General features: G+C 53.0%; 24 protein-coding genes and 4 pseudogenes. 18 read left to right on the forward strand and 10 right to left on the reverse strand.

The features are described 5' to 3' along the window. Positions 1 to 41 precede the first annotated feature (41 nt). The 9 genes and pseudogenes from KGB03_RS02875 (at position 42) to KGB03_RS02915 (ending at position 9,020) form a co-directional block, all read left to right on the forward strand. Positions 42 to 1,136 (forward strand): hypothetical protein, encoded by a 1,095-nt coding sequence (locus KGB03_RS02875; RefSeq protein ID WP_317851226.1) that lies wholly within the window; start codon positions 42 to 44, stop codon positions 1,134 to 1,136. A 14-nt stretch (positions 1,137 to 1,150) separates the two neighbouring features. Continuing rightward, a complete protein-coding gene (locus KGB03_RS02880; protein WP_317851227.1) occupies positions 1,151 to 2,245 on the forward strand; it encodes a DUF6708 domain-containing protein in 1,095 nt (364 codons plus the stop codon). A 21-nt stretch (positions 2,246 to 2,266) separates the two neighbouring features. Further along, positions 2,267 to 2,581, forward strand: a complete 315-nt coding sequence (locus KGB03_RS02885) for a hypothetical protein (RefSeq protein ID WP_223526292.1) — start codon at positions 2,267 to 2,269, stop codon at positions 2,579 to 2,581. A 49-nt stretch (positions 2,582 to 2,630) separates the two neighbouring features. Continuing rightward, positions 2,631 to 5,921 (forward strand): annotated as a pseudogene (locus tag KGB03_RS02890) (RHS repeat-associated core domain-containing protein); the annotation flags it as partial. Next, entirely contained in the window at positions 5,918 to 6,388 is a 471-nt protein-coding gene (locus KGB03_RS02895; RefSeq protein WP_223526293.1) for a hypothetical protein, read from the forward strand. The pseudogene KGB03_RS02890 and the gene KGB03_RS02895, both read left to right, overlap by 4 nt. A 221-nt stretch (positions 6,389 to 6,609) precedes the next feature. Further along, positions 6,610 to 6,960, forward strand: coding sequence for a hypothetical protein (locus KGB03_RS02900; RefSeq protein WP_223526294.1), 351 nt, complete (start codon positions 6,610 to 6,612; stop codon positions 6,958 to 6,960). A 401-nt stretch (positions 6,961 to 7,361) separates the two neighbouring features. Continuing rightward, positions 7,362 to 7,583: a hypothetical protein gene (locus KGB03_RS02905; RefSeq protein WP_223526295.1), complete on the forward strand. Its 222-nt coding sequence runs from the start codon at positions 7,362 to 7,364 to the stop codon at positions 7,581 to 7,583. A gap of 3 nt (positions 7,584 to 7,586) precedes the next feature. Continuing rightward, positions 7,587 to 8,621, forward strand: a pseudogene (locus KGB03_RS02910) (RHS repeat-associated core domain-containing protein); the annotation flags it as partial. 24 nt (positions 8,622 to 8,645) lie between these two features. Continuing rightward, the gene (locus tag KGB03_RS02915; RefSeq protein ID WP_223526296.1) at positions 8,646 to 9,020 is read left to right on the forward strand and encodes an SMI1/KNR4 family protein; all 375 of its coding nucleotides are present in this window, start codon (positions 8,646 to 8,648) and stop codon (positions 9,018 to 9,020) included. Here the strand turns inward: KGB03_RS02915 and KGB03_RS02920 are convergent. Then, positions 8,986 to 9,582, reverse strand: a complete 597-nt coding sequence (locus KGB03_RS02920) for an RNA 2'-phosphotransferase (RefSeq protein ID WP_223526297.1) — start codon at positions 9,580 to 9,582, stop codon at positions 8,986 to 8,988. The genes KGB03_RS02915 and KGB03_RS02920 overlap by 35 nt on opposite strands. 287 nt (positions 9,583 to 9,869) lie before the next feature. Between KGB03_RS02920 and KGB03_RS02925 the strand changes: the two are divergent. From KGB03_RS02925 to KGB03_RS02960, 8 genes and pseudogenes are all read left to right on the forward strand, one after another. After that, positions 9,870 to 12,224: pseudogene (locus KGB03_RS02925) on the forward strand (polymorphic toxin type 46 domain-containing protein); the annotation flags it as partial. A 30-nt stretch (positions 12,225 to 12,254) separates the two neighbouring features. Continuing rightward, positions 12,255 to 12,527 (forward strand): hypothetical protein, encoded by a 273-nt coding sequence (locus KGB03_RS02930; RefSeq protein ID WP_192407673.1) that lies wholly within the window; start codon positions 12,255 to 12,257, stop codon positions 12,525 to 12,527. Between the two features lie 444 nt (positions 12,528 to 12,971). After that, the gene (locus KGB03_RS02935) at positions 12,972 to 13,247 is read left to right on the forward strand and encodes an HNH endonuclease (RefSeq protein WP_256365302.1); all 276 of its coding nucleotides are present in this window, start codon (positions 12,972 to 12,974) and stop codon (positions 13,245 to 13,247) included. A 14-nt stretch (positions 13,248 to 13,261) separates the two neighbouring features. Further along, a complete protein-coding gene (locus KGB03_RS02940; RefSeq protein ID WP_223526299.1) occupies positions 13,262 to 13,597 on the forward strand; it encodes a hypothetical protein in 336 nt (111 codons plus the stop codon). Positions 13,598 to 13,705: 108 nt separating this feature from the next. Next, positions 13,706 to 14,176: a hypothetical protein gene (locus tag KGB03_RS02945; protein ID WP_223526300.1), complete on the forward strand. Its 471-nt coding sequence runs from the start codon at positions 13,706 to 13,708 to the stop codon at positions 14,174 to 14,176. A gap of 160 nt (positions 14,177 to 14,336) precedes the next feature. Then, positions 14,337 to 14,597, forward strand: a complete 261-nt coding sequence (locus KGB03_RS02950) for a hypothetical protein (protein ID WP_192407666.1) — start codon at positions 14,337 to 14,339, stop codon at positions 14,595 to 14,597. Positions 14,598 to 14,694: 97 nt separating this feature from the next. Next, positions 14,695 to 15,165 carry a hypothetical protein gene (locus KGB03_RS02955; RefSeq protein WP_223526301.1) on the forward strand — a complete coding sequence of 157 codons (471 nt, stop codon included), beginning with the start codon at positions 14,695 to 14,697 and terminating at the stop codon, positions 15,163 to 15,165. 61 nt (positions 15,166 to 15,226) lie between these two features. After that, complete coding sequence (locus KGB03_RS02960) at positions 15,227 to 15,697, forward strand: hypothetical protein (protein ID WP_223526302.1); 471 nt, start codon at positions 15,227 to 15,229, stop codon at positions 15,695 to 15,697. Positions 15,698 to 16,142: 445 nt separating this feature from the next. Here KGB03_RS02960 and KGB03_RS02965 read toward each other — a convergent pair. The 6 genes and pseudogenes from KGB03_RS02965 to KGB03_RS02990 all read right to left on the reverse strand — a co-directional run. Next, a pseudogene (locus KGB03_RS02965) lies at positions 16,143 to 16,831 on the reverse strand (VanW family protein); the annotation flags it as partial. Between the two features lie 317 nt (positions 16,832 to 17,148). Further along, entirely contained in the window at positions 17,149 to 17,727 is a 579-nt protein-coding gene (locus tag KGB03_RS02970; RefSeq protein WP_223526303.1) for a hypothetical protein, read from the reverse strand. 144 nt (positions 17,728 to 17,871) lie between these two features. Continuing rightward, positions 17,872 to 18,090: a hypothetical protein gene (locus KGB03_RS02975; RefSeq protein ID WP_223526304.1), complete on the reverse strand. Its 219-nt coding sequence runs from the start codon at positions 18,088 to 18,090 to the stop codon at positions 17,872 to 17,874. 62 nt (positions 18,091 to 18,152) lie between these two features. Continuing rightward, a complete protein-coding gene (locus KGB03_RS02980) occupies positions 18,153 to 19,217 on the reverse strand; it encodes a lipocalin-like domain-containing protein (RefSeq protein WP_223526305.1) in 1,065 nt (354 codons plus the stop codon). Continuing rightward, positions 19,207 to 21,678: an ABC transporter permease gene (locus tag KGB03_RS02985; protein ID WP_223526313.1), complete on the reverse strand. Its 2,472-nt coding sequence runs from the start codon at positions 21,676 to 21,678 to the stop codon at positions 19,207 to 19,209. The genes KGB03_RS02980 and KGB03_RS02985 overlap by 11 nt, the downstream gene beginning before the upstream one ends. A gap of 1 nt (position 21,679) precedes the next feature. After that, positions 21,680 to 22,348, reverse strand: a complete 669-nt coding sequence (locus KGB03_RS02990; RefSeq protein WP_223526306.1) for an ABC transporter ATP-binding protein — start codon at positions 22,346 to 22,348, stop codon at positions 21,680 to 21,682. A gap of 191 nt (positions 22,349 to 22,539) precedes the next feature. On the opposite strand from KGB03_RS02990, the gene KGB03_RS02995 reads away from it, so the two are divergent. After that, complete coding sequence (locus tag KGB03_RS02995; RefSeq protein WP_008153842.1) at positions 22,540 to 22,848, forward strand: addiction module antidote protein; 309 nt, start codon at positions 22,540 to 22,542, stop codon at positions 22,846 to 22,848. Here the strand turns inward: KGB03_RS02995 and KGB03_RS03000 are convergent. The 3 genes from KGB03_RS03000 to ycaC form a co-directional block, all read right to left on the reverse strand. Then, complete coding sequence (locus KGB03_RS03000) at positions 22,837 to 23,673, reverse strand: class I SAM-dependent methyltransferase (RefSeq protein WP_223526307.1); 837 nt, start codon at positions 23,671 to 23,673, stop codon at positions 22,837 to 22,839. The two genes, KGB03_RS02995 and KGB03_RS03000, sit on opposite strands and share 12 nt — an antisense overlap. 58 nt (positions 23,674 to 23,731) lie before the next feature. Further along, positions 23,732 to 24,628 carry a LysR family transcriptional regulator gene (locus KGB03_RS03005; protein ID WP_223526308.1) on the reverse strand — a complete coding sequence of 299 codons (897 nt, stop codon included), beginning with the start codon at positions 24,626 to 24,628 and terminating at the stop codon, positions 23,732 to 23,734. A gap of 97 nt (positions 24,629 to 24,725) precedes the next feature. After that, on the reverse strand, positions 24,726 to 25,352 hold the full coding sequence (gene ycaC / locus KGB03_RS03010; protein WP_008032694.1) for an isochorismate family cysteine hydrolase YcaC: 627 nt from the start codon (positions 25,350 to 25,352) through the stop codon (positions 24,726 to 24,728). Positions 25,353 to 25,409: the final 57 nt, after the last annotated feature.

Genomic DNA, 25,409 nt, shown 5'->3' on the forward strand with positions numbered 1-25,409 from the left:
CGACTACCTCATGCCGGAGATGCACGCTATGGTTATCCTGCATGACACCTACCTCTCCGCAGTACGACGAGTTCGACATTCGACATCAGCGCCCCGTCGCCGGGGAAACTCGCCATTTTCCCACTAGCGAAGCATTGTTCCTCTCACCTCTACCTGTTCCTACCGGGCAAATCCCAATGGATCTCGGCGGAAGTTTTGTTGAAGTCAACGACACCTATCTGGACTTGGGTAGCAGCAATCTCACCAAGTCTTTCCAAGCACGATTAGCTGTGTCACTCCCGACAGTCGTAGTTATCGTTTGTCTATTTGTTCTCCCAATCTTGATGGGCTTCGCAGCATTCATAAATCCATTCGGCAGAAGCTTTTGGTTTTACTTCAACGATTTTTTTGAGTTCGGAATACCACTAGCGCTCTGGTGTGGAGGGGGAGCAGCGCTGATTGGCCTGTACGCGATTATCAGCACCACAAGAAGCAAAGCCCGCGCCCGACCCATCCGATTTAACCGTCAACGCCGAGAGGTCTGTTACTTCCCGAATGGCTCCGACGAACCCGTGATCCAACCTTGGGAAGACACGGTTGCGTGGATCTCAGTCAGCACCGGTTTCACCGGAGTAGGCATAATCAGCAGCTACACCTTTGGCATGGCCATAGATAATCCCAAGGCCGATACGGTGCACTTTCTTACACAGGAGGTCATGACTCCTGTTCATGGGCTAGGCAAATGGGAGGCCATACGTGTTTACATGGAAAAAGGACCGGAGTTTTGCCTTGGTAAAGCACCATACGAGGGTCGCCACTCTTTCGATCAAGAACGACAGGACATGCACGAGGAGTACCAGCACAACGAACGTTCCGCTTTAGGAGTTGGTTGGTGGTACCTGACACACCTGATCACTTGGTGGCGTTTTCCGTACTGGGTAGCAGAATGGGACCATCGTTTCAGCATGAAATCTCTACCTGAATCCATTGTTCATTGGTCCAAACCGTTGCCCTCTGAACAATGGGCCAAACCAAGCGCCGCTCTGAAAGAGCAAAGCATGAAGATCGAAAAAGCCTTTGCTCAAGGACAGGATTTCATGGCGTACTTTAACGCCAACCTAAACGAAACCAAGGCAGAAGAATCAACAAATAATTGAATAGAACAAACTTTATGGCTTTCCGCATGACACCTACCTCTCAGCAGTACGACGAGTTCGATATACAAAAGCAGCGACCTATCGTTGGCGAAACTCGACGTTTTACTTCTGGCGAAGCAGTGTTTTTTTCACCACTACCCATCCCTACCGGCCAGATCCCAATGGATTTGGGGGGAAGTTTTCTTGATATCAACGACACTTACCTAGACATAGGTAGCAGTAACGTCAATAAGGCATTCCAAACCAGGGTCATGATCGCAAGCAGCATGCTCATACTGATTGTGAGTTTGATAATCGGCCCCTTCATCGCCGGGCTAATGAGTTTTGGTGATCCCTATGGCAGAACATTTACACATATTTTCATAGAGTTTTTCCCCACCGGCGCTGCAATCGGCGCTTGGGGAGCAGCAGGAGCCACAGTTTTGGGACTCTATGTTGTCATCAGCACTACTCTAGCCAAAGTCCGTATCCGCCCTATACGCTTCAATAGGCAACGCCGCGAAGTCTGTTTTTTTGCTAATGGGTCTGACGAACCGGTCATCCAACCGTGGGAAGAAATGGTGTCCTGGCTTTCTGTCAGTACGGGGGTAACTGGGGTCGGCGTCATGAGTACTTATACCTTTGGCATGGCATTTGACGACCCTAAAACTGATTCCGTTCATTTTGTGAACCAGGGAGTAATGACTCCAGTTCATGGTTTGGGTAAATGGGAGGCGATACGTGTTTACATGGAAAAAGGGCCACAACACTGCCCCGGTAAAGCACCGTACGAAGGCCGCCATACATTTGATAAAGAACACGAAGATATGCTTGAGGAGTACCAACATAACGAGCGCTCCGCGCTAGGTGTTGGCTGGTGGTATTTCACTCATGTAATCACTTTGTGGCGCTTTCCGTACTGGGTAGCAGAATGGGACCACCGTTTCAGCATGAAATCTTTACCTGATTCCATTGCTGAGTGGTCAAAATCTCTACCGACTGAGCAGTGGGCCAAGCCGAGCCAAGCGTTGAAAGAGCAAAGCGCCAAGATCGAAAAGGCTTTTGCTCAGGGACAAGATTTCATGACGTACTTCAAGGCGAACCTAAATGAAATCAAGACAGAAGAATAGATAAATAATTGAATGGAAAACATGCACGAGGACTACCAGCACAACGAACGTTCCGCTTTAGGAGTTGGTTGGTGGTACCTGACACACCTGATCACTTGGTGGCGTTTTCCGTACTGGGTAGCAGAATGGGACCACCGTTTCAGCATGAAATCTCTACTTGAATCCATTGCTCAGTGGTCCAAACCGTTACCCTCTGAACAATGGGCCAAACCAAGCGCCGCTCTGAAAGAGCAAAGCATGAAGATCGAAAAAGCCTTTGCTCAAGGACAGGATTTCATGGCGTACTTTAACGCCAACCTAAACGAAACCAAGGCAGCAGAATCAACAAATAATTGAATGGGACTGATCAGCCGTATCCAGAAAATGGGTGTCCCCTTTTGGTTAGTTTTACCATTTCCGCTACAACACTAAAGGCGCGACGCTGATTGCCATCAGTGACGATTATGGCAATCGCCTGCACATTACTCGTGACATCCACGGTCGAATCAAACGTGTCGATAACGGTGCCGGTCGCGCCCTCCTCGTGCGTTACGATCGAAAGCACATCGTCGCCATCGACTATCAGCAGTTCAGCCCGGCAGACAATCTGGAAGACACCTGGAGCACCATCCAGACGTTGGTCACCTATGGCTACGATGCCCAGCACCGTCTGATCGAAGCCAAAAACGCCGCTGGTGAAGCCGAGCGTTATGCCTACAACGACCAAAACGTCATTCTCGAGCGGCAACTGGCTGGTGGCGCCAGCTACTACTGGGAATGGGAAAAAGAAGGCAAGTCGGCACGCTGCATCCGTCACTGGGCAAGCTTCTCGCAGATGGACGCGCACTACGCTTGGGATGACAAGGGCAGCGTCACGGTTACCAACGCCGACGGCAGTGAAGAGGTCTACACCCACGACGATAAGGCTCGACTGGTCGCAAAAGTCGACCCGGATGGCGCCGAACACCTGAAGGCCTATGATGACAAGGGTCGCCTGATCGCCGAAAAAGACCCACTCGGCGCCGTCACCGAATACCAGTACAACGAAGCCGGCCGACTGGTCGCGGTTATTCCACCGGAAGATACACCGACTACCTACGAGTACTACCGTGGCTTCGTCCGCGTGGTGAACCGCGGTCCGGCGAGCTGGAAATACTGGCGCAACGACCAAGGCGACATCACCGAACAAATCGACCCGGACGGCAATTCGACCCATTACAGCTACAACCGCCAGGGCCGCCTGCTGGAAATCCGTCATCCCGACGGCAGCCGTCATCAGCTGGGTTGGAATAATCTCGGCCAACTGCTCGAAGAACAGCTGCCTGACGGTGGTCAGCGCAAGTACCGCTATGACGCGCTAGGTCGGCAAATCACTCGCCAGGACGAAAGCGGCGCGATCACTCAATACCAATGGGACGCGGCGAACCGTCTCGCGCAAATCACCCTGCCCGGTGGCGCAACCCGTGGATTCACCTACAACGCCTACGGCAAAGTCACCGCCGAACGTGATGAACTGGGCCGCGTCACCCGCTACGAATATGTCGATAACCTGCACCTGGTCAGCCGTCGCATCAACCCGGATGGCAGCCAGCTGCGCTACCGCTACGACAACTCGCGCCTGCTGCTCAGCGAGATCGAAAACCAACGTGGCGAGCACTACCACCTCGACTATTACCCTAATGGCCTCATCCAACAGGAAACCGGTTTCGACGGTCGACGTACCGCCTACGAATACGACCTCAAAGGTCAGTTGCTGAAGAAAACCGAGTTCGGCGACGACGGCAGTGAGCTGGTCACTGAGTACCAACGCGACACCGCTGGCCGCTTGCTGGTGAAATCCCTGGCCGATGGCGAGAAGATTCACTACAGCCATGACGCCCTCGGTCGCCTCGTGAACGTCGACGACGGCCACTGGCCCCTCGCCTACGAATACGACCTGCAAGACCGCCTCATCACCGAGCACCAAGGCTGGGGCACCCTGCGTTACGAGTACGACCAACTCGGCCAGCTTAGCCATTGCCGCCTACCTGATGGCAGCAAACTCGACTACCGCCACCAATCCGGCGGTCGCCTGAGCAGCATCGACCTCAATGGCTCGCGCCTGACCACCCACCAATTCAGCGCCGGTCGCGAACAGCAGCGTCAACAGGGTCTGTTGCTCAGCCAATACCAGTACGACGAACAAGGTCGATTGCAAGCTCACAGCGTCAGTCAGCAAGATCGCAACCTGTTCCAGCGCCGATACGCCTACGACGCCAACGGCAACCTCGCCGGCATCGACGACAGTCGCAAAGGTAATCGCAGCTACCACTACGACCCGCTCGACCGCCTGATCAACGTCCGTGGCACCACCCCGGAAAGCTTCGCCCACGACCCGGCAGGCAACCTCCTCGGCCAAGGCGACCAGCCAACCACGAACCTGGCCAACGTAAAAGGCAACCGCCTGCTAATGCAGGGCGACCGTCATTACGACTACGACGCCTACGGCAACCAGATCCGCGAGCGCCGTGGAACCGGGCAAAAGCTTGTCACCGAGTACCGTTACGATTGCCAACACCGCCTCATCGGGGTCAGCCTTCCCGGCGGTAGCGTCGCGAGCTACAAGTACGACGCCTTCGGCCGTCGAATCGCCAAAACCGTCGACGGCCAAACCACAGAGTTCCTGTGGCAAGGCGAACGCCTCATCGCCGAAAGCGCGGACAACCGCTATCGCAGCTACATCTACGAGCCGGGCACCTTCCGTCCTTTGGCGATGCTCGATGGCGAAGGCCCACTCAAAGCCGAGCCGTTCTACTACCAACTCGACCACCTTGGCACCCCGCAGGAACTCACCGACTACAGCGGTGAGATCATGTGGTCGGCGAAATACCGCGCCTATGGCAACCTCGCCACCCTCGACATTGCTGAAATCGACAACCCGCTACGCTTCCAGGGTCAGTACTTCGATACGGAAACGGGCTTACATTACAACCGGCATCGCTACTACAATCCGGGGACTGGACGGTTTTTGACGCCGGATCCGATCAAGCTTGCGGGCGGGTTGAACAACTATCGGTACGTGCCTAACCCTACCGGGTGGGTGGATACGTTAGGGTTGAGTGATACCTGCCCAGGGCCTGACTGCAAGCTACCTACTAACTCTGCGAACGCGAAGAAGCCTGACCATTTGCCAATGAGTCAGGAAAAATTCGACGAAATCATCGACATGAACAAGGCGGATCGGCCGCCAAATCCAGGGGACTACCTTCCTGACGATTATATAAGCGCTCACCGAGAGCTTTTCGCGAAAGAGGGAGGATCCTTCGTGGTTATCGAAAGCTGGATCACAGGCTCAAAATTCCCAGGTTTCCCACAACGAAAATTTGTAGGGCTGTCCTCTGAGATGGAAAATGTCGTCGCGAAATACCGAGCTGCCGGCAACGATTGGCGGGTGCTAAATAGCGAGCTAAACCTTGGCGCAAAAACTCTAGAGGGCGAGGGCATATATATCGTTAAAATCAAGCCTGACGACCCAAGATTCCGCTATGAAATGCCTAATGGAAAAGAAAATGGTGCGTACCCGAACGAATGGGTTCCTGGCGGGGCAACCAAAAGTGGGACAAAAGAAGCTGCTCTGATCGGATCAGAGAGTGTTTCCCATAATAGTGACGTGGGAACGCTGTTGAAAAATTTTGATGACTGGGAAAAGCTTCAATGAAAACCACTTTCGAAACGGCTCTAGATCAGCATGAAATCGCCGATTTTTTCAAGGGAAACGGCATTTACTTCGCGAGGGGATCTGATTGGGGCGATCATCTTTATGTCAGCAACTGGCAGGAAATGTGCGGCGTACTTAAAACGCAAAGCGCAGCACGAAGCTTACTGACAAATATATTTGAAGAGTATGCAAAGTACCTCGGCGAAAATTACGAAGACGCGGCAGGATTACTTTCGAACATCACAGCCTATTACGTAATAAAGCACAAGTTTGAGTTTTTATCTGCCAACAACTATGACCTTATTAACAGTCTCGACAGCAAAACAAAAGAAAAAACAGGCAAGCTATTTAGACTTCTAAGGAACGAGTATGACAAACAAAATAAAGACCTGCCAAACTACACATTCGAACAAGAAATCCAAAGGCTGAAAAAACTTGGTTGCACTACCGAGCTCGAATCCCTTTAAAGATTTAAATAAATAAAAACAAATAAAATAGGACAGGGCTACCACAACGTTATTATAGAACATCAGGGTAGGGGCGCCCTGCGTTACGAATACGACAGAGAAGGGGAAATCAAAACAGAATAATTTGAGTATTAACGATGCAATACAACAAAACTATCAAAATGACCGACTTAATCGATTTTTTGAAAACACAAAAAACCCTGACCTATTGTGTTTAAACCATGACCAAAATAAGCATTGCAGCGGCATCACCGACGAGTGATGTGGAAGCCACGAAATTTCTTCACCAACGCTTCAAAATGTCCCTTATTGGCTCTCAGAAGAAACTTGCCATGGGTGATAAGGGCTTCTTCTATGCCGGTGGGCTCTATGGAAATGATCACGTGCAACGCGAGAAAGAGATTCGCGACATCATCAGTTTCTTCCAGCTCAAAAAAATCGATTTGCTGATATTGGAAATTGATGATGATCAAGACTGGGTGGATCTGGATATGGCGAACCTCGGTCAGTACGCTATTCCAGCTCAGAAATTGTTGAACGCCCTGAATTCTTCTGCGGGACTTTATCAGTAGCTCCTAGCTTATGGAAAGTAATCCCCGCAGCACACGCGGGGATTGAAACCATCTCACAGACCGGAATGGCTCCCTACATTTACCCTATTATTCAGAGTTTTCTGCAACCACTGAATCGCCACATGGATACCAAATCTGCTTGATGGCCGTAGTGCTGCCCCCGCCCCTGCATGGAGTGATGGTTGCCTGCGATTGAAGTTCGACACGCTGCAACTCTATAAGGACGACGTGCCAACCGTAAAAGTCCCATATTAGCTTGATGATAAAAGTCCGAACCTGGAACGCTTCACGAAAGCGTATGCTGGCTAAGGTACAGGTGGTGGGCGATAACTCATTCCGAAACCAGGTACTACCACTATCATCAAAGCGGATGAAGTCACTATCTTGCCGGAGAAGTAACAGTGCTAACCGATCTAGAGGCGCGCGTGGCGCTCAAAGAACTGATTGAAAAATACCTCAAGGGAAGAGATCCCGATTACGACCGTCTGATCGAAATTGTTCAGGATCCTTCGCGGCAAGTTCCAATCAGAGGAGTGCTTGAGGACATTAGACGGTACAACAAGGTCCAGTACACACAGCAGGAGCTTGAGCTGATCGATAACCTTTTATACATGTATGGGTGAGTCGCTTATAGCAACCTGATCCGCGAACGCCGTGGCACCGGGCAGAAACTCGTTACCGAGTACCGTTACGACTGCCAACATCGCCTGATCGGCGTCAGCCTGTCCGGCGGTAGCAGCGCAAGCTACCAGTACGACGCCTTCGGCCGCCGCATCGCCAAAACCGTCGATGGCCACACCACCGAGTTCCTGTGGCAAGGCGAACGCCTCATCGCCGAGAGCGCCGATAACCGCTATCGCAGTTACATCTACGAACCCGGCAGCTTCAGCCCGCTGGCCATGCTCGATGGCGAAGGCCCACTGAAAGCCACCCCGTTCTACTACCAACTCGACCACCTCGGCACACCACAGGAACTCACCGATTACAGCGGCGAGATCATGTGGTCGGCGAAATACCGCGCCTATGGCAACCTCGCCACACTCGACATTGCTGAAATCGACAACCCGCTGCGCTTTCAGGGTCAGTACTTCGATGCGGAAACGGGCTTACATTACAACCGGCATCGCTACTACAATCCGGGGACTGGACGGTTTTTGACGCCGGATCCGATCAAGCTTGCGGGTGGGTTGAACAGCTACCAGTACGTGCCTAACCCTACGGGGTGGGTGGATCCGTTGGGATTGAGCAGCAAACTGGCAAATTGCCCTAAAGTAAAAACGATTGATCCAAATGAAGTACGATTCTCTCAAACGACGGTTTCATATAATAAGATTGACAACAATGGAAACAGTTATAACTATGACGATCTAGTTAGTAGCATGAGAGCAAAAGGCTGGCAAGGGGATCCCATTGATGTTGTTCGAATGCCTGACGGTCACTTAACTAGTATGGACAACACTCGTGTAAGGGCAGCCCGTGAAGCCGGGATCAAAGTAGAGGCTAGGGAGCGTGGCTATAACGACCTAGTAACGGATTCAGAGCAACAGCGATTTGCAGTAAAAGGAAAAAAAACCAGACAGCTGGGGGGAAGCCATCGAACTGAGAGTTGGAAAACAATCCCCAAAACGTTTCGGAAAAGAAACACCGTACGGATCCCATGAACCGCCAAAACTGAGTGGAAAATAATGAGCTTTTTTATAGAAATCGAGAACAGACAGGACTTCACATATCCAAAAGAGTTTATAAACACAATAAGCATCACCCCCCCTATCGACATTGAACCTTGGTGGTTCATCGTTTTTGAGGAGGGTGATGTTAATAGCTGGTACGACACACTAAAAAAACTCTATCCAAAAAGAGAGCTAATACCATTTGCGAAATTTAATGCAAATGATGATATCGCATGCTTTGATGGCGATGACAACTCCGGAAACCCCAAAGTATTGATCATCCACGCTTACGCATCAGAAGGTTGGGAGCACCATGGAAGCTACAATAACTTTAGCGAATGGCTGACAAAAGCAATTAAAACTCACCAGGAGTGGGAGGAAGAAGACTAGACGTTTTATTCGGCACCTCAATTTCATGTAAAAAATCAGCTGGTACGCAGGCAGTTAACCACACATCATTTTCAGCTTTAAAAAACTTAAAGCCTTGAGCGAACATTTTTTGACTATCCACCTGCAGGAGCGCCACCACTCCGTAGCGCCGCCCTACTTTACACGCTGTAACTTTATCTTGCGTTAAATGCACATGATGCCTAGCCCCCGCAATTAACCCTTGCTGTCTGATGGAATCAAGAAAGCGCACTGCAGTGCCATGATATAAAAATTCAGGAGGCTCAAATTCAAGATACTTTCGACTCACCAACTTTGTTGAGTGCCCTTGTATCGCGCGGATTCGAGCCCCATCATCTGATATCTCAAAACGTTTTTTATCACCGCTTAAAACAACCTCTCTAATCATTGAATAAGTTAAGCAACTCCATTTTTCAGCAGCACCACATATCAGATCTTCTATTACAGCCCAACCATCTTCATCTAGCTCAAGATCAATATGCTCAGGCTCATGACGCAGGACATAGCTTAAAAACTTACTTAACTCCTTTATATCCTTACTCACTAAAGTACACCTCTAAAAGACCTGACGATACCATTTCCCCCCATAATTTCACAGCACCCCAAGATGTACTGGCAGTGCTACCAAGGAGAGACGTCAGGCTAAAGCTGATTATCATTAAACTCTAAACAGAGTACCTAATATATGGCCACTCTTCATCTCTCCCATACATATCGTGCTCCGTATCCTAAGCAAGAGCTTCTAATGTAGTCGTTCGAACCCAATGATGAAAATGGAAACAACGCACGCTTCCAAAAAAATATTGACCCCGGCTATCCAATAAGCCGCCCCCGAATGGCAGCCGCCATCAACTGGGATGGAACAACCTTGGCCAACTGCTGGAAGAGCGCCTGCCCGACGGCGGCCAGCGCAAGTACCGTTACGACGCCTTGGGCCGGCAGATCACCCGTCAGGAAGAAACCGGCGCCATCACTCACTACCAATGGGACGCCGCCAACCGCCTCGCACAAATCACCCTGCCCGGCGGTGCAACCCGCGCGTTCACCTACAACGCCTACGGCAAAGTCACTGCCGAACGCGATGAATTGGGCCGCATCACCCGCTACGAATACGCCGACGGCCTGCACTTGGTCAGCCGTCGCCTTAACCCGGACGGCAGTCAGCTTCGCTACCGCTACGACAACTCGCGCTTGCTGCTCACTGAGATCGAAAACGAACGTGGCGAGCATTACCACCTCGATTACTACCCCAACGGCCTGATCCAACAGGAAACCGGCTTCGACGGTCGCCGTACGGCCTACGAGTACGACCTCAACGGCCAGTTGCTGAAGAAAACCGAATTCGGCGACGACGGCAGCGAGCTGATCACCGAGTACCAACGCGACGCCGCTGGCCGTCTGCTGGTGAAGACTCTGGCCGATGGCGAGAAGATTCACTACAGCTACGACGCCCTCGGTCGCCTCGTTAACGTCGACGACGGCCACTGGCCCCTCGCCTACGAATACGACCTGCAAGACCGCCTGATCACCGAGCACCAAGGCTGGGGCACCCTGCGTTACGAGTACGACCAACTCAGTCAACTCAGCCACTGCCGCCTCCCCGACGGCAGCAAACTCGACTACCGTCACCAATCCGGCGGTCGCTTGAGCAGCATCGACCTCAATGGCTCGCGTCTGACCACCCACCAATTCAGCGCCGGTCGCGAACAGCAGCGTCAACAGGGTCTGTTGCTCAGCCAATACCAGTACGACGAACAAGGTCGATTGCAAGCTCACAGCGTCAGTCAGCAAGATCGCAACCTGTTCCAGCGCCGATACGCCTACGACGCCAACGGCAACCTCGCCGGCATCGACGACAGTCGCAAAGGTAATCGCAGCTACCACTACGACCCGCTTGACCGCCTGATCAACGTCCGTGGCACCACCCCGGAAAGCTTTGCCCACGACCCAGCGGGCAACCTCCTGGGTCAAGGCGACCAGCCAACCACGAACCTGGCCAACGTAAAAGGCAACCGCCTGCTAATGCAAGGCGACCGCCATTACGACTACGACGCCTACGGAAATCAGATCCGCGAACGCCGCGGCACCGGGCAAAAACTTGTCACCGAGTACCGTTACGATTGCCAACACCGCCTCATCGGGGTCAGCCTTCCCGGCGGTAGCGTCGCAAGCTATAAGTACGACACCTTCGGCCGTCGAATCGCCAAAACCGTCGACGGCCAAACCACAGAGTTCCTGTGGCAAGGCGAACGCCTCATCGCCGAAAGCGCGAGTAATCGCTATCGCAGCTACATCTACGAGCCGGGTACCTTCCGTCCTTTGGCGATGCTCGATGGCGAAGGCCCACTCAAAACCGAGCCGTTCTACTACCAACTCGACCACCTTGGCACCCCGCAGGAACTCACCGACTACAGCGGCGAGATCATGTGGTCGGCGAAATACCGCGCCTACGGCAACCTCGCCACCCTCGACGTGGCGGAAATTGATAACCCGCTACGCTTCCAGGGTCAGTACTTCGATACGGAAACGGGCTTACATTACAACCGGCATCGCTATTACAATCCGTGTACTGGCCGCTTCTTGACGCCGGATCCGATCAAGCTCGCAGGTGGGTTAAATAACTACCAGTACGTGCCTAACCCTACGGGGTGGGTGGATCCGTTGGGTTTGAGCTGCGTTCCCAGCAACTGCCCAGATGACAGGCGAGCTGAACTTAATCAAAAGTACGGTCGGACAGGGGATATCAATAACGATATCAACGCTCGTGGAAGAAAAGAGACCGCTACAGAGTTCTATCGAACACAAGGTTTTGAAGAGACAAGCATTCCGGGCCACTTGAACGGTATCGATTTTAATCAACCAGTAAATGTAGAGACGTTGAATCGAGGAAAAACCGTTTATCAATTTCAATCACCCGGCGCTCCACAAGGCAACTACTACTCTCTGAACCCTGCTACAACCCCATCAGAGCTTGGCATTGGTCCACTAGGAGATAATCGTGCAGCGGGCACGGTAGAACTAAAACTACAAGGTATTTATCGAACGACCGAAAAAACGCGTGTATTGAAATCGACAGCCAAACCGATAGATGATACTTGGTCTGTGAAAGGTATCACGCAACCGTCATCAGGGGGCGGCACTCAAGTCTTTAGCAGCGCTAAAGGAAACTTCGAAAAAACCCAATAATTTATCTGATACACATCTAGGAGGTCACGAATGAAGCAATCCGATTTATATGACGTTGCAAGCCGTTGCGGCTGTACAGTAATGGTATTTTCGGACCATCCAGATTTTTTTTCTTCCTGGTCACTAAGCGTCAGAAAAGATGAAAAAAAATACATGATAGAACACGACGGCAGAGACGGCTGGTTAATGTTCTATCAAGAAAACGAACCAAATAAATTCAAAGAGATCGACAAGAGAATATCTCACGCGATGAACGATAACGAAAAACTGCAACAGTGCGAGATTTGGCTGGCAAGTATTTAACGAATTATGCCAAAAACAACGACTAGGAAAACAGGGTGACAGAGGAACTGAGCAACTCAGCAACTCAGCAACTCAGCAACTCAGCAACTCAGCAACTCAGCAACTCAGCAACTCAGCAACTCAGCAACTCAGCTTACAAGAAAAGGTACAAGAAAAAGGGGACAGATTTATTTTCTACGCAACCACAAAAATAAATCCGTCCCCTTTTGGTCGAAGGAAAACCAAATGAACACCAAAAAAATAATTGAGCCTGGCGGAACAATCACATTTGATGATATATCCCACCTGAGTCAACTTATTGACATATCAATGATTGTTAATTATTTAAGAAAAAGGGGACAAATTTATTTTCTACGTAATCTCGAAAATAAATCTGTCCCCTTTTAGTTAGAAAACCTGTATTTGAAGAGTGACAAGGTACAGTTCAACAGAGCTAACAAAGACTTGATCAAAAAACTGAATGACGATCCAGCGTTTCGAAAGAATATGTATCGACGAAACCCTGAGCTCAAAACCTGGGTCGACGATCCAAAGCGAAACATGGGCTCCAGCCCTACAGGTTACACTTGGCACCACAACGAAAAACCCGGATTGTTGCAGCTTGTCCATAGAGCGGATCATGCAGGTGAACACTCTGTATACCACCCAACTGGAAAAGGTGGGCGAGATATATGGGGTGGTGGTAGAGAAGGCCGAGAAGGGAAAATCAAAACAGAATAATTGGAGCACTAACTGTGCAATACAAACAAACCATCAAGCTTGCCGATCTAATCGATTTCTTAAAAACACAGCAGAAAACTCTTACCTATTGTGTTTATGGAAAAGGATCATCGGACCAAGCGACCCTGGAAACCGACTGCGTGATTGATGAATACTCAGAGATCACCGATGACGACGAAGAGATTTTCCCAGAGAGCATTACTCAAAATAATCTCGAGTTTTGGTTTACCGATGAGCTTTTGGAAGATGTTACATTCAACGCACTGAAGCAAAAAAAATCTGCAACAAATGAGGAAATACTAAAAGCCATAAAACATTATAATGAGCGCGACAGCTTTATGGACCTATAAACAAACAAAGCAACAAACAAAGGGGACAGATTTATTTTTTCACGCAATCGCGGAAATAAATCTGTCCCCTTTTGGTTAAAGCCAATTTGAGGACTAAGAAAAACCTCAATGAAAACCAAATTTCAGATCGCACTAGAAAACAATGAGCCCTCGGAGTTTTTCAAGGGTCAAGCACAATATTTTTCCCGAGATCCTGATTGGGGAGATCACCTCTATATAAACAACTGGCAAGGTCTGTGCGGATACCTAAAACCTGAAGAAAACCCAAATAAAATACTACTTGACGTATTCAGCAAGTATTTAACATCACTACAGAGCCGCTACGAAGATGCGGATTCTTTGCTGTTAAATATAAGCTGTTACTATCTAATGCGAAATGATACATCGTTCATGTCCGAAGACAGCTTTGACTTAATAGCGAGCCTTAGTGAAAGAAACAAAAAAATAATCGGCGAGCTGTTCAGACTTCTACGTAGAGAGTACGCCAACCAAAATGCTGGCAAGCCTGTGATTAGCCTCGACCAATTCCTGTCTGAAATAAAGACAAATGGTTGCCAATTTGATCTAGAAAAACTGTAGCTGACATCAAGGAAAAAGTGGAAGAAAAACTAGGACAGATATATTTTCGAAACAGAAAAAGCAGGAAAGAGGGGACTAATTTATTTTCATAGAAAATAAATTAGTCTGCTCTTTTCTCGCCAAAACTAGGACATCAACCGCTAAACTCATAGAAAAAATAATGAAATTCAATGATGTATTTTTCAGTAAAAGCGAACGATTCTCTGTCGGCATTGAAGAATCAGGGAAGCTCTACGTTTCGATACCCGTCAGTAACCGAATGGTTGACTATGAAGAGTATTTCGAAATTGACAAGAGCACCTTTGATACATATATAAAAGATCCAGCTTCAGCACTGTCATTTGTCGAACGCTGCCGAAACCGAGAAGTAGACCATCTATTGATAATTCAGCCAGGAATTGATCGTGGCGTCGCTACCTAGAACCGACCAAAAAGGGACACCCATTAGCCTTGACTTGAGACTGGCTAATGGGTGTCCCTTTTGGGTTGAGCAAACTTGATGACTGGGAACACCTTCAATGATCAGCAATTTCGAAAAAGCGCTAAACAGAGATGAATTCCCGGAATACTTCAGAGGTAGTGGCATTTACTTTACGAAAGACCCCGACTGGGGAACCCAACTACACGTCATTAATTGGCAAGGCCTTTGCGGATTTCTCAAAACGCAAAAAAAACCAGTTGCCACCCTGAAAAACGCATTCGAAAAATACCTAAAAACCATCACAAACAGTATGGAGGATGCAAACGACCTGTTGGAAAACATAGGCTGTTACTACTACATGCGAAAAAAGATCCCAATCTTATCTGAAAACGGATTAGATCTAATTGGCGACCTATCAAACAACGAAAAACAAACAATTGCCAAATGCATGGAGTTTCTGCATCAGGAGATTCATAAAACGAATAATGCACAGAATATTGAAACTTACAATCGACGCATAACAAAGCTTGCCAACGATGATGGACCAAATAATTTCAGAAGCCTGTAATCATAAAAATCGAACACCACAAGGCATTACGAATGTGGGTTAAAGGAGATTAAGAGGAACAATGAAAACCACGTTCGAAATCGCCTTAGATCAGCATGAGATTTCCGAATTTTTCAAAGGGAATGGCATCTATTTCGCAAGGGGGTCCGAATGGGGCGAGCATCTATACATTAGCAACTGGCAGGAAATGTGCGGCGTACTCAAAACCCAAAACGCGCCACAGAGCCTACTGACAACTATATTTCAAGAATACGTTCGATACCTGGTTGAAAACTACGAAGATGCTGAAGGGCTATTCTCCAACATAGCAGCCTATTACATAGCAAGAAGCATGTTTCAATTTTTATCGGCCGACAACTACGACCTAATTGAGAGCCTTGAGACAAAAGACAAAGTAAACATAGGCCGCCTATTTAGACTCTTAAGAACAGAGTACGACAGAAAAAACAGAGACTTACCAAACTACTCATTCGATCAAGAAATTAAAAATTTAAAAAGAAACGGCTGCACCATCGAACTCGAGGATCTTTAGAAAAAAGGGAACAAGGGAACAAGGGAACAGACTTGTTTTCTACACAATCACGAGGAATCTGTCTCCTTTTAGTTCAGTTATGCCCCCTATTGGTCCTTCAACCAGCGCTTTCACCCCGGACAGGAGTCCACCGCATGCCTTACCTCAATCTGCAAAACGCTGTTCAACGTGCCGGGTTCACCGCCACGACGGTTACGATGAAAGCATTTCGATGTACGAACAACCTGCCTTCAAACGCGCGCGTCAGTATATAAGCGTGACAGGCAAGCATATTTATCTGACGTTCCCATTCACCAAGGATGAGGATTTCCCCAAGGTCTGGGAGGAATACCTGCTGATTCGGAGACGACAACTGGATGAGCATTATTTCCGGAACTGAACCGTCAATATTGTTGCAATACTGCCGCTACAATCTCAGCGAGCAGTTTTGACAGGCGTAACACGTTCAAGTCAGCAAACTTTCCTCAACCTCATACTTAACCACCACCCGATTCTTATAAAGCCGCTCGCTCTTCAACACCTGACTCTCCTGCCCCTTGCTCCTGACCTCCCGCCATATCTCGTTCTCCCGAAAAACCCGCCCACCGTCCCGCACAAACCGGTGCCCAAGTTGATAAACGTGATACCGAAACTCTCTCACCTGATCGAACAACATCTCCCCTTCCAACTGTTGCTCGGCGACATTGAGCTTTAACTGAAAATGGCGATCGGTCGGGTTATGCAGCACCAGGTCAATGTAGTTGTAGAAGATCGCGGCCCCGGAGCCGAATGGCAGTACCCGCCCCTCGTCAGGAAAGGGATCGAAGCTGTGGTTCGACCGCTCAACCACCACCAAAGGTGAGTGAATCGCCATCCAGTGAATCAGGTTGCTCAGTTGGCAGATCCCGCCGCGATGCTGCTGCGGGCTTCACCAAATGACAGCTCCATGCCTTCGACATAACCACGTTTGCGGGTGGGCCGACCCACGAGGCGGCAAAATGAAAAATATTCGCCAGGACGGATGACGACGCCGTCGATCGAAGCAACGGCCAGTTTCAGGTTGATGACTTTGTTGTGCTGCAGGGCAAGATCGGAGTTGCCGAATTTGCGGATCGGTTTGGAGGTGTGCTTGAGGTAGCGGAATGGCAAACGGGAGGCGGTGTTCAGGGGAACAACGTATTGCTGCATGTGCGTACCGCACTTCGAGAAGGTGTTCGCCCAGTGTAATGGCCTGGCAATCCATGCACCGGTAAAGAGCCCTGACACTGGGCGAACGGGAAGTATTTTAATTGAAGTTTTCGAATATGTCCGCGTATATGAACATGAAATTTATCGAAACAACTTTCGATTAAATGTCGGGCCAAATACTATTTTACAGACCAGCAAACTCACCAGTTAGACCATTAAAATTGATTGTTCTTATACATAAAAATTGTACGAGAACAATCAACATATAGAGCTAATACTCAACTTCAGTGCTTGCTGGTCACTTTCAACATGTCGGTATAGGTCACAACGACACTCTGTCCAACTTTCAGGTCTTTCAATTTCGCTTGAACTTCGGGCCTTACGACGTCAACGGTCTTGGACTGGCCGGCGGGGTTTTTGAGGGTTACACGATTGTTCTTCACGTCGATTTTGGTGATTTGCAGTTGGACCTGCACCTGACGGTAGGCTTCGCCGCCCGGGTTGTCGCTGCCGGGGGCTGCGCGGACTTCGCCAGCGCGCTCGACGCTGCCTGGCAGGCCTTTGTCGATATCGGTGTCGAGGTAGGCAGCGACAGAGCGGGTAACCTTGATATCGACTTGGTCGCCGACTTTCAGTTTGCCGAGGTTTTTGGCCTTGTCGGTCAATTGCACATGGACCTGATGACCTTCCGGCCCCTCCAGGACGACCTGATGCTTGGCAGCATCGACCGAGACAACTTTGGTGGTGACCTGATCCGCCTCCACAACGGCAGACAGCGGGATGTCCGCAGCCATGGCGCTAAGACTGGCGGCAGACAGCAGGGTCGCAAGGGTGATGGCTTTGGTCAGTGCGTGAAGTTTCATAAGCGGTACATTCCCTGTGAATTGGAGGCAGCAACGAGCGCTGAACCACCGTCCAGCGTCCTCTACGCAGATGAGCATAGACGCTGATCAGGGAGTGTTCGCAGTTTCTTGGAGAACGCCTCAAGCCTCGGGATCGTCAACCTCCTAGGCGACGTTCACGGCAGGCGAGTCTTTATGGGACTGATCGGCCCTGGCCTTCAAGGCTTGCCATTGTTCCAGGTCGATGGCGCCCTGCCCCAGCAAGTCGTCGGCCACTCGCAGCAGTTCGGCGTAATGGGCGTCGGGGGATTGTTGCCAGTAGGCCTTGTCTTCGAACAGGCGCTGCCACGAGGCAAGGTCAGGTGGTTTGAGGTCTTCACTCATGGCGGTCTCCGGTGAACGGACTTCTAGAATTAGGAGGCCATCGCTCTGCCGAGAGTTCCGACTCAATACCCGGTCATTTCCAGATACCCCTGCCCACCCTGGCTGCCGCTCAATTGCACCGGGCCTTCCCAATAGGGAATGCGCAAAGCCATCCACGCATTGGGGTTGAGCGCGCTGATCGTGATGTCGAGGTGTTTGTCGGGGATTTTGATCGACCAGCGTATCGGCATCGAACGCCCGGCGACTTTGGCGGTGTCTTGCGGTGTGAGGCTGATGTCGGCGGCGTGCAGTCGCTGCGTCTGGCCCTGAGCGTCGATCCAGGTGCCGGTGAGGTAAGGCGCGCCGTCCTTCTGCCGCATACGGTAGAGCATCACCTGCTCGCCGCTGTCCAGATGCAGGGAAAACCAGTCCCAGCCCGTCTGGTTGGCGGTCAGGGGCTGGCTGCTCCATTCCCGGTCGAGCCAGGCCGGGCCGCTGACTTGATAGGTTTTGCCGTCGATTTCCAGCGTGCCGCGAGCCTGAAAAAACGGCTGGCTGTAGTAGTACGACGCCTGCCCTTGTTCGGATTTCTGACTGAAGCCTTTGTCGCCCTGAAGCACCAAAGGACGCGTGGAACTCAGCCGCAGTTGATAGCCAAAATGCTTGTCCCGGGCGCTGAGTTGAAGATCCGCCATAGGCTCGGAACCCTGACTGCTGAAACGCCAATCATCGATCCACGCGTTGAACGGCGCCAGGCTCACACCAGCCTGACCAACGCCGCCACGGGCGTAACGTTCGGCGGCGTGATGCACTGTCGCCGACGTCACGGCCGCATGGCCAAGCCAGATAATTTGACTACCCCAACCGGCCACTTCGGGCGTCGCTTTCAAGGCGCTGCGAAACAGCGTCCACTGCGCGCCGAACTCGCGCCCCTGATCGTCCTTGAGGTTAGCGGTGACGTACCACCATTCGATCCGAAAACCGTCATGAGGACCGTGATCCGCCGGAAAGCTGAACACCCGACCGGGCACCACCGGCGTAAACACGGCGGCCTGATGCCCCAGCCCCGCGAAGCCTTTCTCAACGGGCGCCGAGTTATCGCAGCCGCTCAATAACGCCAATAGCAACACGCCGACCTTAATCTTCATGAGCAAACGTCCTCAGCAGATCCGCCGGTTGCGTGCGATATAGCGAATACAGCGGCCACGCCGACGCCAACAAAGTCGCCAACAGCGCCAGCCCCATCAACTGCAACAGCTGCAGCGGAAACACCCGCAGCGGCAAGCGCCATCCGAAGGCCTGAACGTTGATCACCGTGTCCAGGCACCACGCCAACGCGATCCCCAATGGCAACGCCAGCACCAGGGTCAGCACCGCCAGCAACCAGGTCTGGCCAAGATTGAGCAGCATCAGTTGCCGGCGAGTCACGCCGAGCGCCCACAGGGGGGCAAGTTGCCCGAAGCGACTCTGGCTTTGGGTCAACAGGCTGATGAACAGCGCCACGCCCGCCACGCAGAGGGTCAGGCTGTTGAGTGCGGCGGTCGCGGCAAAGGTGCGTTCGAACACTTGCGTGGACCAACCCTTGAGCCGGGCCTGGTCGACGATTCGGCTATCCTCCAGCGTAAAGCGGGTTTGCAGCGCGGTCAGGAAAGCGGGGATCAACGTCGGATCGATGCGCAGGTTGAAACGGCTCGGTGTCAGCTGCGGCCAGCCGCGCAGCAGATGCTTGACGTTGACCAGAATGTGGCCTTTTGGATTGCCGTAATCAGCGTAGATGCCGACGATCCGTGGCGACCATGCGCCGTTCGGAGTGGGAATCGTCAAGTGATCGCCAAGGCGCACCTTCAGCCGACGGGCGAGTTGCTCACTGAGCATCAGTGCGTCGTCCTTGGCCAGTCGGTCCCAAGGGTTGTCGCCCAAGGCTTCCAGCAGCGGCCAATGCTGGCGATACGTCGGGTGATCGATCACGCCGAAGACGTCCGCCGGCCAGCCTTGCAACTGGATCGATACTTGCCAGCTGGGCAGCACCGCCGTGAGTTCGGGTTGCTGCTTGAGCCAGGTTTGCAGTTCTCTGGCCTGGGCCGGATTTTGCGGATTAACGTACAGTTCGGCGGTCAGGCGTTGTTCGAGCCAATCGCTGAAGGTCTGACGAAAACCGGCCGTCATGCTCCCCGCTCCAATGTTCGCCGCCAGTGCCAACAACAGCGCCATCAGCGCCAGGCTCAGTGCCGGCAGTTGCTGACGGCAGTCGGCGAGAAACCATTGGCCGAGTACCGAGCGACTGCGATGCAGCACCCGGTTCAACACCCAGTTAAGCACCACGGGCAACGCCAGCGCAGCGCCGATCAACAGCGCCGCCATCAGCACAAAGCCGCTGCTCAGGCTGTCGCCAAAGATCAAGGCCAGCACTGCGATCACCGCGGCGATCACGGCAACCCAACCCTGACGCCGCAACCAGCGCGCGTGAGCCTGATGCCAGGCCTGCGGATCGGCCAAGGCCAGTAAAGGCAGGCGCGCAGCCCGCAACAAACTGTTGGCCCCCGCCAACAACGCGCCCAACAGACTCAGGCCGACGCCGCTGAGCCACCACCACGGACTGAGGCTCAACTGCCCCGCCACTTCGGCGCCGTACAACCCGCGCAGACTCGCGGCGACGTCCGGCAACAGCACGCTGGCCAGCAGGTAGCCGCTGGCGACGCCGACCAATCCGCCGATCAATGCCAACCCACCCAATTCAACCGCCAGACCGGCAATCAGCAACCGTGCACTGACGCCGCAGGCACGCAGGGTTCTGAGCAAGCCACGGCGTTGTTCCAGCGCCAGGCCGATCGCGGCGTGGACGATGAACAGGCCGACCACGAATGACAGAAACCCCAGCGCATCGAGGTTCAGGTGAAAGCTTTCGGTGAGGCGCGACAAATTGTTCTCTTCGCCACTGGTCTTGAGCTGCAGCTGTCCTTTGAATTGATCAGGCAGGGTCGCGGTGAAATCCTTCGGCAGCAGCAGGCGTGACAGCTGATCCGGCAAGCCGAGAATCTGCTGGGCGAAGCCAATGTCCACTAACAACACACCGGGGGCCATATCGGGTTGGGCATGCAGCGGCGGCAAGGCCTGACCACTCAATGTCAGCGGGCGTTCGCCCTCGTGCAGACCCAGAGTCTGCAACGTCTGCGGCGAAATCCAGGTACTGCCCGGCGGGCTGAAAAACTCGACAACCTGCTCAATCGGCAACGCCTGCCCAGCCACGGAAGAACCGGCTGGCAGCGACACCGGCTCGATGCCCATCAACTGCAAGCGCTGGTCGTCATGCCCCTTGAGCGTCACCCGACCTTGCAGGACCGGCGACACCGGCCAACCCGCACGGCGCAGGTCGACAAACACTTGCTGGGAGAAGGTCGCGCCGCTGGGTGCACTGAGGCTGGCCTGGGGTTCGCCGCCAATCAACTGACTGGCCCGGGCATAGCTTTCGCGCGCCTGGCTGTTCAGCGCCTGCACGCCGGTCAGCAGGCTGGTGGCGAGCCAAAGCCCGGTCAGCACACTGAAAAATTGCACCGGGTGTTGCCGCCAATGACTGAGCAGCGCCCGCAGCGTTTCGCGAAAGACCCGCACTTCAGCGCTCGTCCGCGCCAGCCAGACGACCACCGTGGAGCACCACTTTTTCGGCCAGCCGCGCGGCAACCCGTGAGCTATGGGTGACCATCAACAAGGTGGTAGGACTGTCGTCGAGCAACTCCAGCAACAACTTCAAGACTTCATCGCTGGTGGCTTCATCGAGGCTGCCGGTGGGTTCGTCGGCCAGCAGCAGTTTCGGCTGCGACGCCAGGGCACGGCCCAGCGCGACCCGTTGCTGCTGGCCACCGGACAGCTGTTCCGGATAACGCTGCAGCAAATCAGCCAAGCCCAGACGTTGCACCAGATGCGCCTGCCAGCGCGAATCATGGCGCCCCGCCAGTCGTGCCTGGAACGCCAGATTGTCCTCCACTCGCAAACTGCCGATCAGGTTGAACTGCTGAAACACCAGGCCGATTTCGGTCCGCCGCCAGTTCGCCAGTTGCCCTTCGTTCATCTGCTCCAGCCGATGTTCGCCGCTGCGGATGCTGCCGCGATCGACCTTGTCGAGCCCGGCAATCAGGTGCAGCAAAGTGCTTTTGCCACTGCCCGACTCCCCCATCAACGCCAGACTGCTGCCGGGTTTCAAGGTGAGGTCGACACCTTGCAGAACCGCTAATGGGCCCTGGGGAGTGGCGTAGCTTTTGAAGACGCCTTGGACCGAAAGCATGGGGAAAACCGTTCGATGTGCGTGGAGCAAGGATAGCGGACGGCAGCGACACCGCGAATAGACCCGCTCGGATACCCCATAGCCCACACACTTCAAGGAAAAAACATACACAACGAAGGAATTGCCTGACTGCTCATTCGTATCCAGATGGATACATTTGAGTAATGAATTTTGGCAAAGGAGGTTTAAACATGAGCCAGACTTTGACTACTTTCGATATGGCGGCTCTGCTGGACAGTGACGAAGCCATCAGCGAGTACCTTTCGCAAGTGCTCGCAGACGGCGACAACGAAGAGTTTCTTCGCGCTATCGGCTACGTGGTAAAAGCGCGTGGAATGACACAGATAGCCAAGGATTCGGGTATGGGCCGCGAAAGCCTGTACAAGGCCTTCGCACCAGGAGCAAAACCACGTTTCGATACGGTTTTAAAGGTCATTCACGCCCTTGGCATTGATCTCTGCGCGCAGCCGGGTCATTCGGTCAATCACTCAACGCTCTAAGAGACTCTTCTGCTTAGACTCTTTCTTCAGCGCAACCAACGTAAAACACAACGGCAGCTGCACCGTCTGCTGCTCATACCGATCATAGAGTTCCTCGCGATTGGAATGCGGGTACTCCTTGAAGTGGCTGATCTGCAATCCCGCCTCGATGGCGCCGGTGAAGATGGCGCCCAGGGTGTGGACGAACCAGTAGGACGTCGAGGCCTGCTGTTCGATCTTGCCTTCGTAGACGATCGGCTGGTCCTGCACAAAAGGTTCGCTGCGAAAGTACGAGCTGTCCGGCCGATACGGATCGGTGGACTCGGGGTCGAACATTTCCAGGAAGGGGTGGGTTTCGTACACCACCAGGCTGCCGCCGGGCTTGAGGGTTTGTGCGACATGGCGGAAGAATTCAGCGATGTCCGGCATCCAGTTCAACACGCCGATGGTGATCAGGGCCACGTCGAAACGTCCATGAAGTTCTGTCGGCAAGTGATGGATGTCTGCCTCGATGAACTCAGGCGCATGGGGCGAGCGTGACGCCAGTTCCCGCGCCTGATCGAGGAACGCCTCGGACTGGTCGACGCCTGTGACGCTGCGGGCACCCAGCGCAAACAACGACAGGCTTTCGCGGCCGTTGTTGCAGCCCAGTTGCACCACGTCTTTGCCGTCGACACCGACCTGTTCCAGTAACCCTCGGAGGGTGTCGTCCAAGCAGCAAAAATCACTACAACCAACCGCCGTCAAACGGGCCTGCCATTCGGGGGTGTCCTTGTGGTGTCGGGCGGAGTCATTCCAGGCATCGCGGTTGCTGGCGATGGCTTTTTCTTTTGTCGGCATTTCCATTGCGCGCTCCAGACTGAGGTCTTTCATTAATTGCGTGCTGACACTATAACCAACCGCGCTACAACCCACCCTCAGTCTGATCCAGCCGTTCACGCAAAAACTCGATCAACGCCTGCACCGGTCGCGATGCTTGACGGTGCTGCGGATAGACCGCCGACAACGTCAGCGGCTCGGAACGAAATGCTTCCAGCACCGGCACCAGCCTGCCGTCCTTCAACGCCGAACCCACAATGAAAGTCGGCAAGTAAGTAATCCCCATGCCGGCGATCGCCGCGTCCCTGAGCAGTTCACCATTGTTCACCCGCATCCGCCCGGTGACATTGACCACCAACGGCTTGCCCTGCCCTTCGAAACGCCATTGCACCTGACGACCATGGCCGTAAGGCAGGCAGTCATGCGCGTGCAAGTCTTCGGGTTTGAGCGGCGTGCCGCGCTCGGCCAGGTAAGCCGGGCTGGCGCAGTACACCCGCTGGATGGAGCCGATGCGTCGGGCGATCAGCGTCGAATCCTCCAGAACGCCGATGCGCAGCGCCAGGTCATAACCCTCACTGAGCAAATCCACCGGTCGATCACTGAGATCGACCTCCACCGTGACATCGCGATAACGCTGCAAAAACACCGGCAGCAAACAGCCCAAACGCACCACTGCAAACGACAATGGCGCGCTTATGCGAATAGTGCCGCGGGGCTCAGTGGTCTGACCGGCGATGCCCTGCTCTACTTGCTCGACTTCGCCCAGCAGACGCAAGGCTGACTCGTAATAACTCTGCCCCAGTGGTGTCACGTCCAGTCGCCGAGTGGAGCGATTAAGCAGCCGCACACCCAGACGCTCTTCGAGTTGCATCAACCGCCGGCTGACGAACTGCTTGGACAGGCCCAATTGATCGGCCGCCGCGGTGAAGCTGCCGGAGTCCATGACCTGGCAAAAAATACGCATATCTTCGAACGGGTTCATTGTCACGCTCTGATTGACAGTCAGACACTGTATAGCCGCTTTTTGTCTCAAACGAAAATGCCCGCACATTGGCGGGCATTTTTCATTGTGGCGGGACTTACTTCGACGTCAGCACCGAGTAGCTGTTCATCAAATTGCGGTAGTTCGGAATGCGCGGCGACAGCAGGTTCGCCAGGCCTTCCATGTCGTTGCGCCAGTCGCCCTGCAGCTCGCAGGCCACCGAGAACCAGTTCACCAGTTGAGCACCGGCCGCCGCCATGCGCGCCCAGGCCGCTTGTTGCACGGTTTCGTTGAAGGTACCCGAGGCGTCGGTCACGACGAACACTTCAAACCCTTCAGCCAACGCCGACAGCGTCGGGAACGTCACGCAAACGTCGGTGACGACACCGGCGATGATCAGTTGCTTGCGGCCAGTGGCTTTAACGGCCTTGACGAAATCTTCGTTGTCCCACGCGTTGATCTGGCCTGGACGCGGGATGTACGGCGCGTCCGGGAACTGCTCTTTCAACTCGGGAACCATCGGGCCGTTCGGACCGTTTTCGAAGCTGGTGGTCAGGATGGTCGGCAGCTTGAAGAACTTGGCCACATCGCCCAGTGCCAGTACGTTGTTCTTGAATTCGTTCGGCGAGAAATCCTGGACCAGCGAGATCAGGCCCGTCTGGTGGTCGACCAACAGGACAACGGCGTCATCTTTGTTCAGGCGTTTGTACGGAACGTTGCTCATGTGAAACTCCTCGTTGGATGGGTGTTACATGCGGCGCCGACGTGCAGGGCCGGCGCT

The organism is Pseudomonas sp. BF-B-26, assembly GCF_019956495.1.
Taxonomy (GTDB): Bacteria; Pseudomonadota; Gammaproteobacteria; order Pseudomonadales; family Pseudomonadaceae; genus Aquipseudomonas.

Coding starts and splice junctions, on each gene's coding strand:
- KGB03_RS02975 (WP_223526304.1), bottom strand. CDS start 18,090: ATGAGTGAAGACCTCAAACCACCTGACCTTGCCTCGTGGCAGCGCCTG.
- KGB03_RS03000 (WP_223526307.1), bottom strand. CDS start 23,673: ATGGAAATGCCGACAAAAGAAAAAGCCATCGCCAGCAACCGCGATGCC.
- KGB03_RS02950 (WP_192407666.1), top strand. CDS start 14,337: ATGAAATTCAATGATGTATTTTTCAGTAAAAGCGAACGATTCTCTGTC.
- KGB03_RS02930 (WP_192407673.1), top strand. CDS start 12,255: ATGAAGCAATCCGATTTATATGACGTTGCAAGCCGTTGCGGCTGTACA.
- KGB03_RS02990 (WP_223526306.1), bottom strand. CDS start 22,348: ATGCTTTCGGTCCAAGGCGTCTTCAAAAGCTACGCCACTCCCCAGGGC.
- ycaC (WP_008032694.1), bottom strand. CDS start 25,352: ATGAGCAACGTTCCGTACAAACGCCTGAACAAAGATGACGCCGTTGTC.
- KGB03_RS03005 (WP_223526308.1), bottom strand. CDS start 24,628: ATGAACCCGTTCGAAGATATGCGTATTTTTTGCCAGGTCATGGACTCC.
- KGB03_RS02875 (WP_317851226.1), top strand. CDS start 42: ATGACACCTACCTCTCCGCAGTACGACGAGTTCGACATTCGACATCAG.
- KGB03_RS02945 (WP_223526300.1), top strand. CDS start 13,706: ATGAAAACCAAATTTCAGATCGCACTAGAAAACAATGAGCCCTCGGAG.
- KGB03_RS02885 (WP_223526292.1), top strand. CDS start 2,267: ATGCACGAGGACTACCAGCACAACGAACGTTCCGCTTTAGGAGTTGGT.
- KGB03_RS02915 (WP_223526296.1), top strand. CDS start 8,646: ATGAGCTTTTTTATAGAAATCGAGAACAGACAGGACTTCACATATCCA.
- KGB03_RS02900 (WP_223526294.1), top strand. CDS start 6,610: ATGACCAAAATAAGCATTGCAGCGGCATCACCGACGAGTGATGTGGAA.
- KGB03_RS02955 (WP_223526301.1), top strand. CDS start 14,695: ATGATCAGCAATTTCGAAAAAGCGCTAAACAGAGATGAATTCCCGGAA.
- KGB03_RS02880 (WP_317851227.1), top strand. CDS start 1,151: ATGGCTTTCCGCATGACACCTACCTCTCAGCAGTACGACGAGTTCGAT.
- KGB03_RS02960 (WP_223526302.1), top strand. CDS start 15,227: ATGAAAACCACGTTCGAAATCGCCTTAGATCAGCATGAGATTTCCGAA.
- KGB03_RS02995 (WP_008153842.1), top strand. CDS start 22,540: ATGAGCCAGACTTTGACTACTTTCGATATGGCGGCTCTGCTGGACAGT.
- KGB03_RS02895 (WP_223526293.1), top strand. CDS start 5,918: ATGAAAACCACTTTCGAAACGGCTCTAGATCAGCATGAAATCGCCGAT.
- KGB03_RS02970 (WP_223526303.1), bottom strand. CDS start 17,727: ATGAAACTTCACGCACTGACCAAAGCCATCACCCTTGCGACCCTGCTG.
- KGB03_RS02980 (WP_223526305.1), bottom strand. CDS start 19,217: ATGAAGATTAAGGTCGGCGTGTTGCTATTGGCGTTATTGAGCGGCTGC.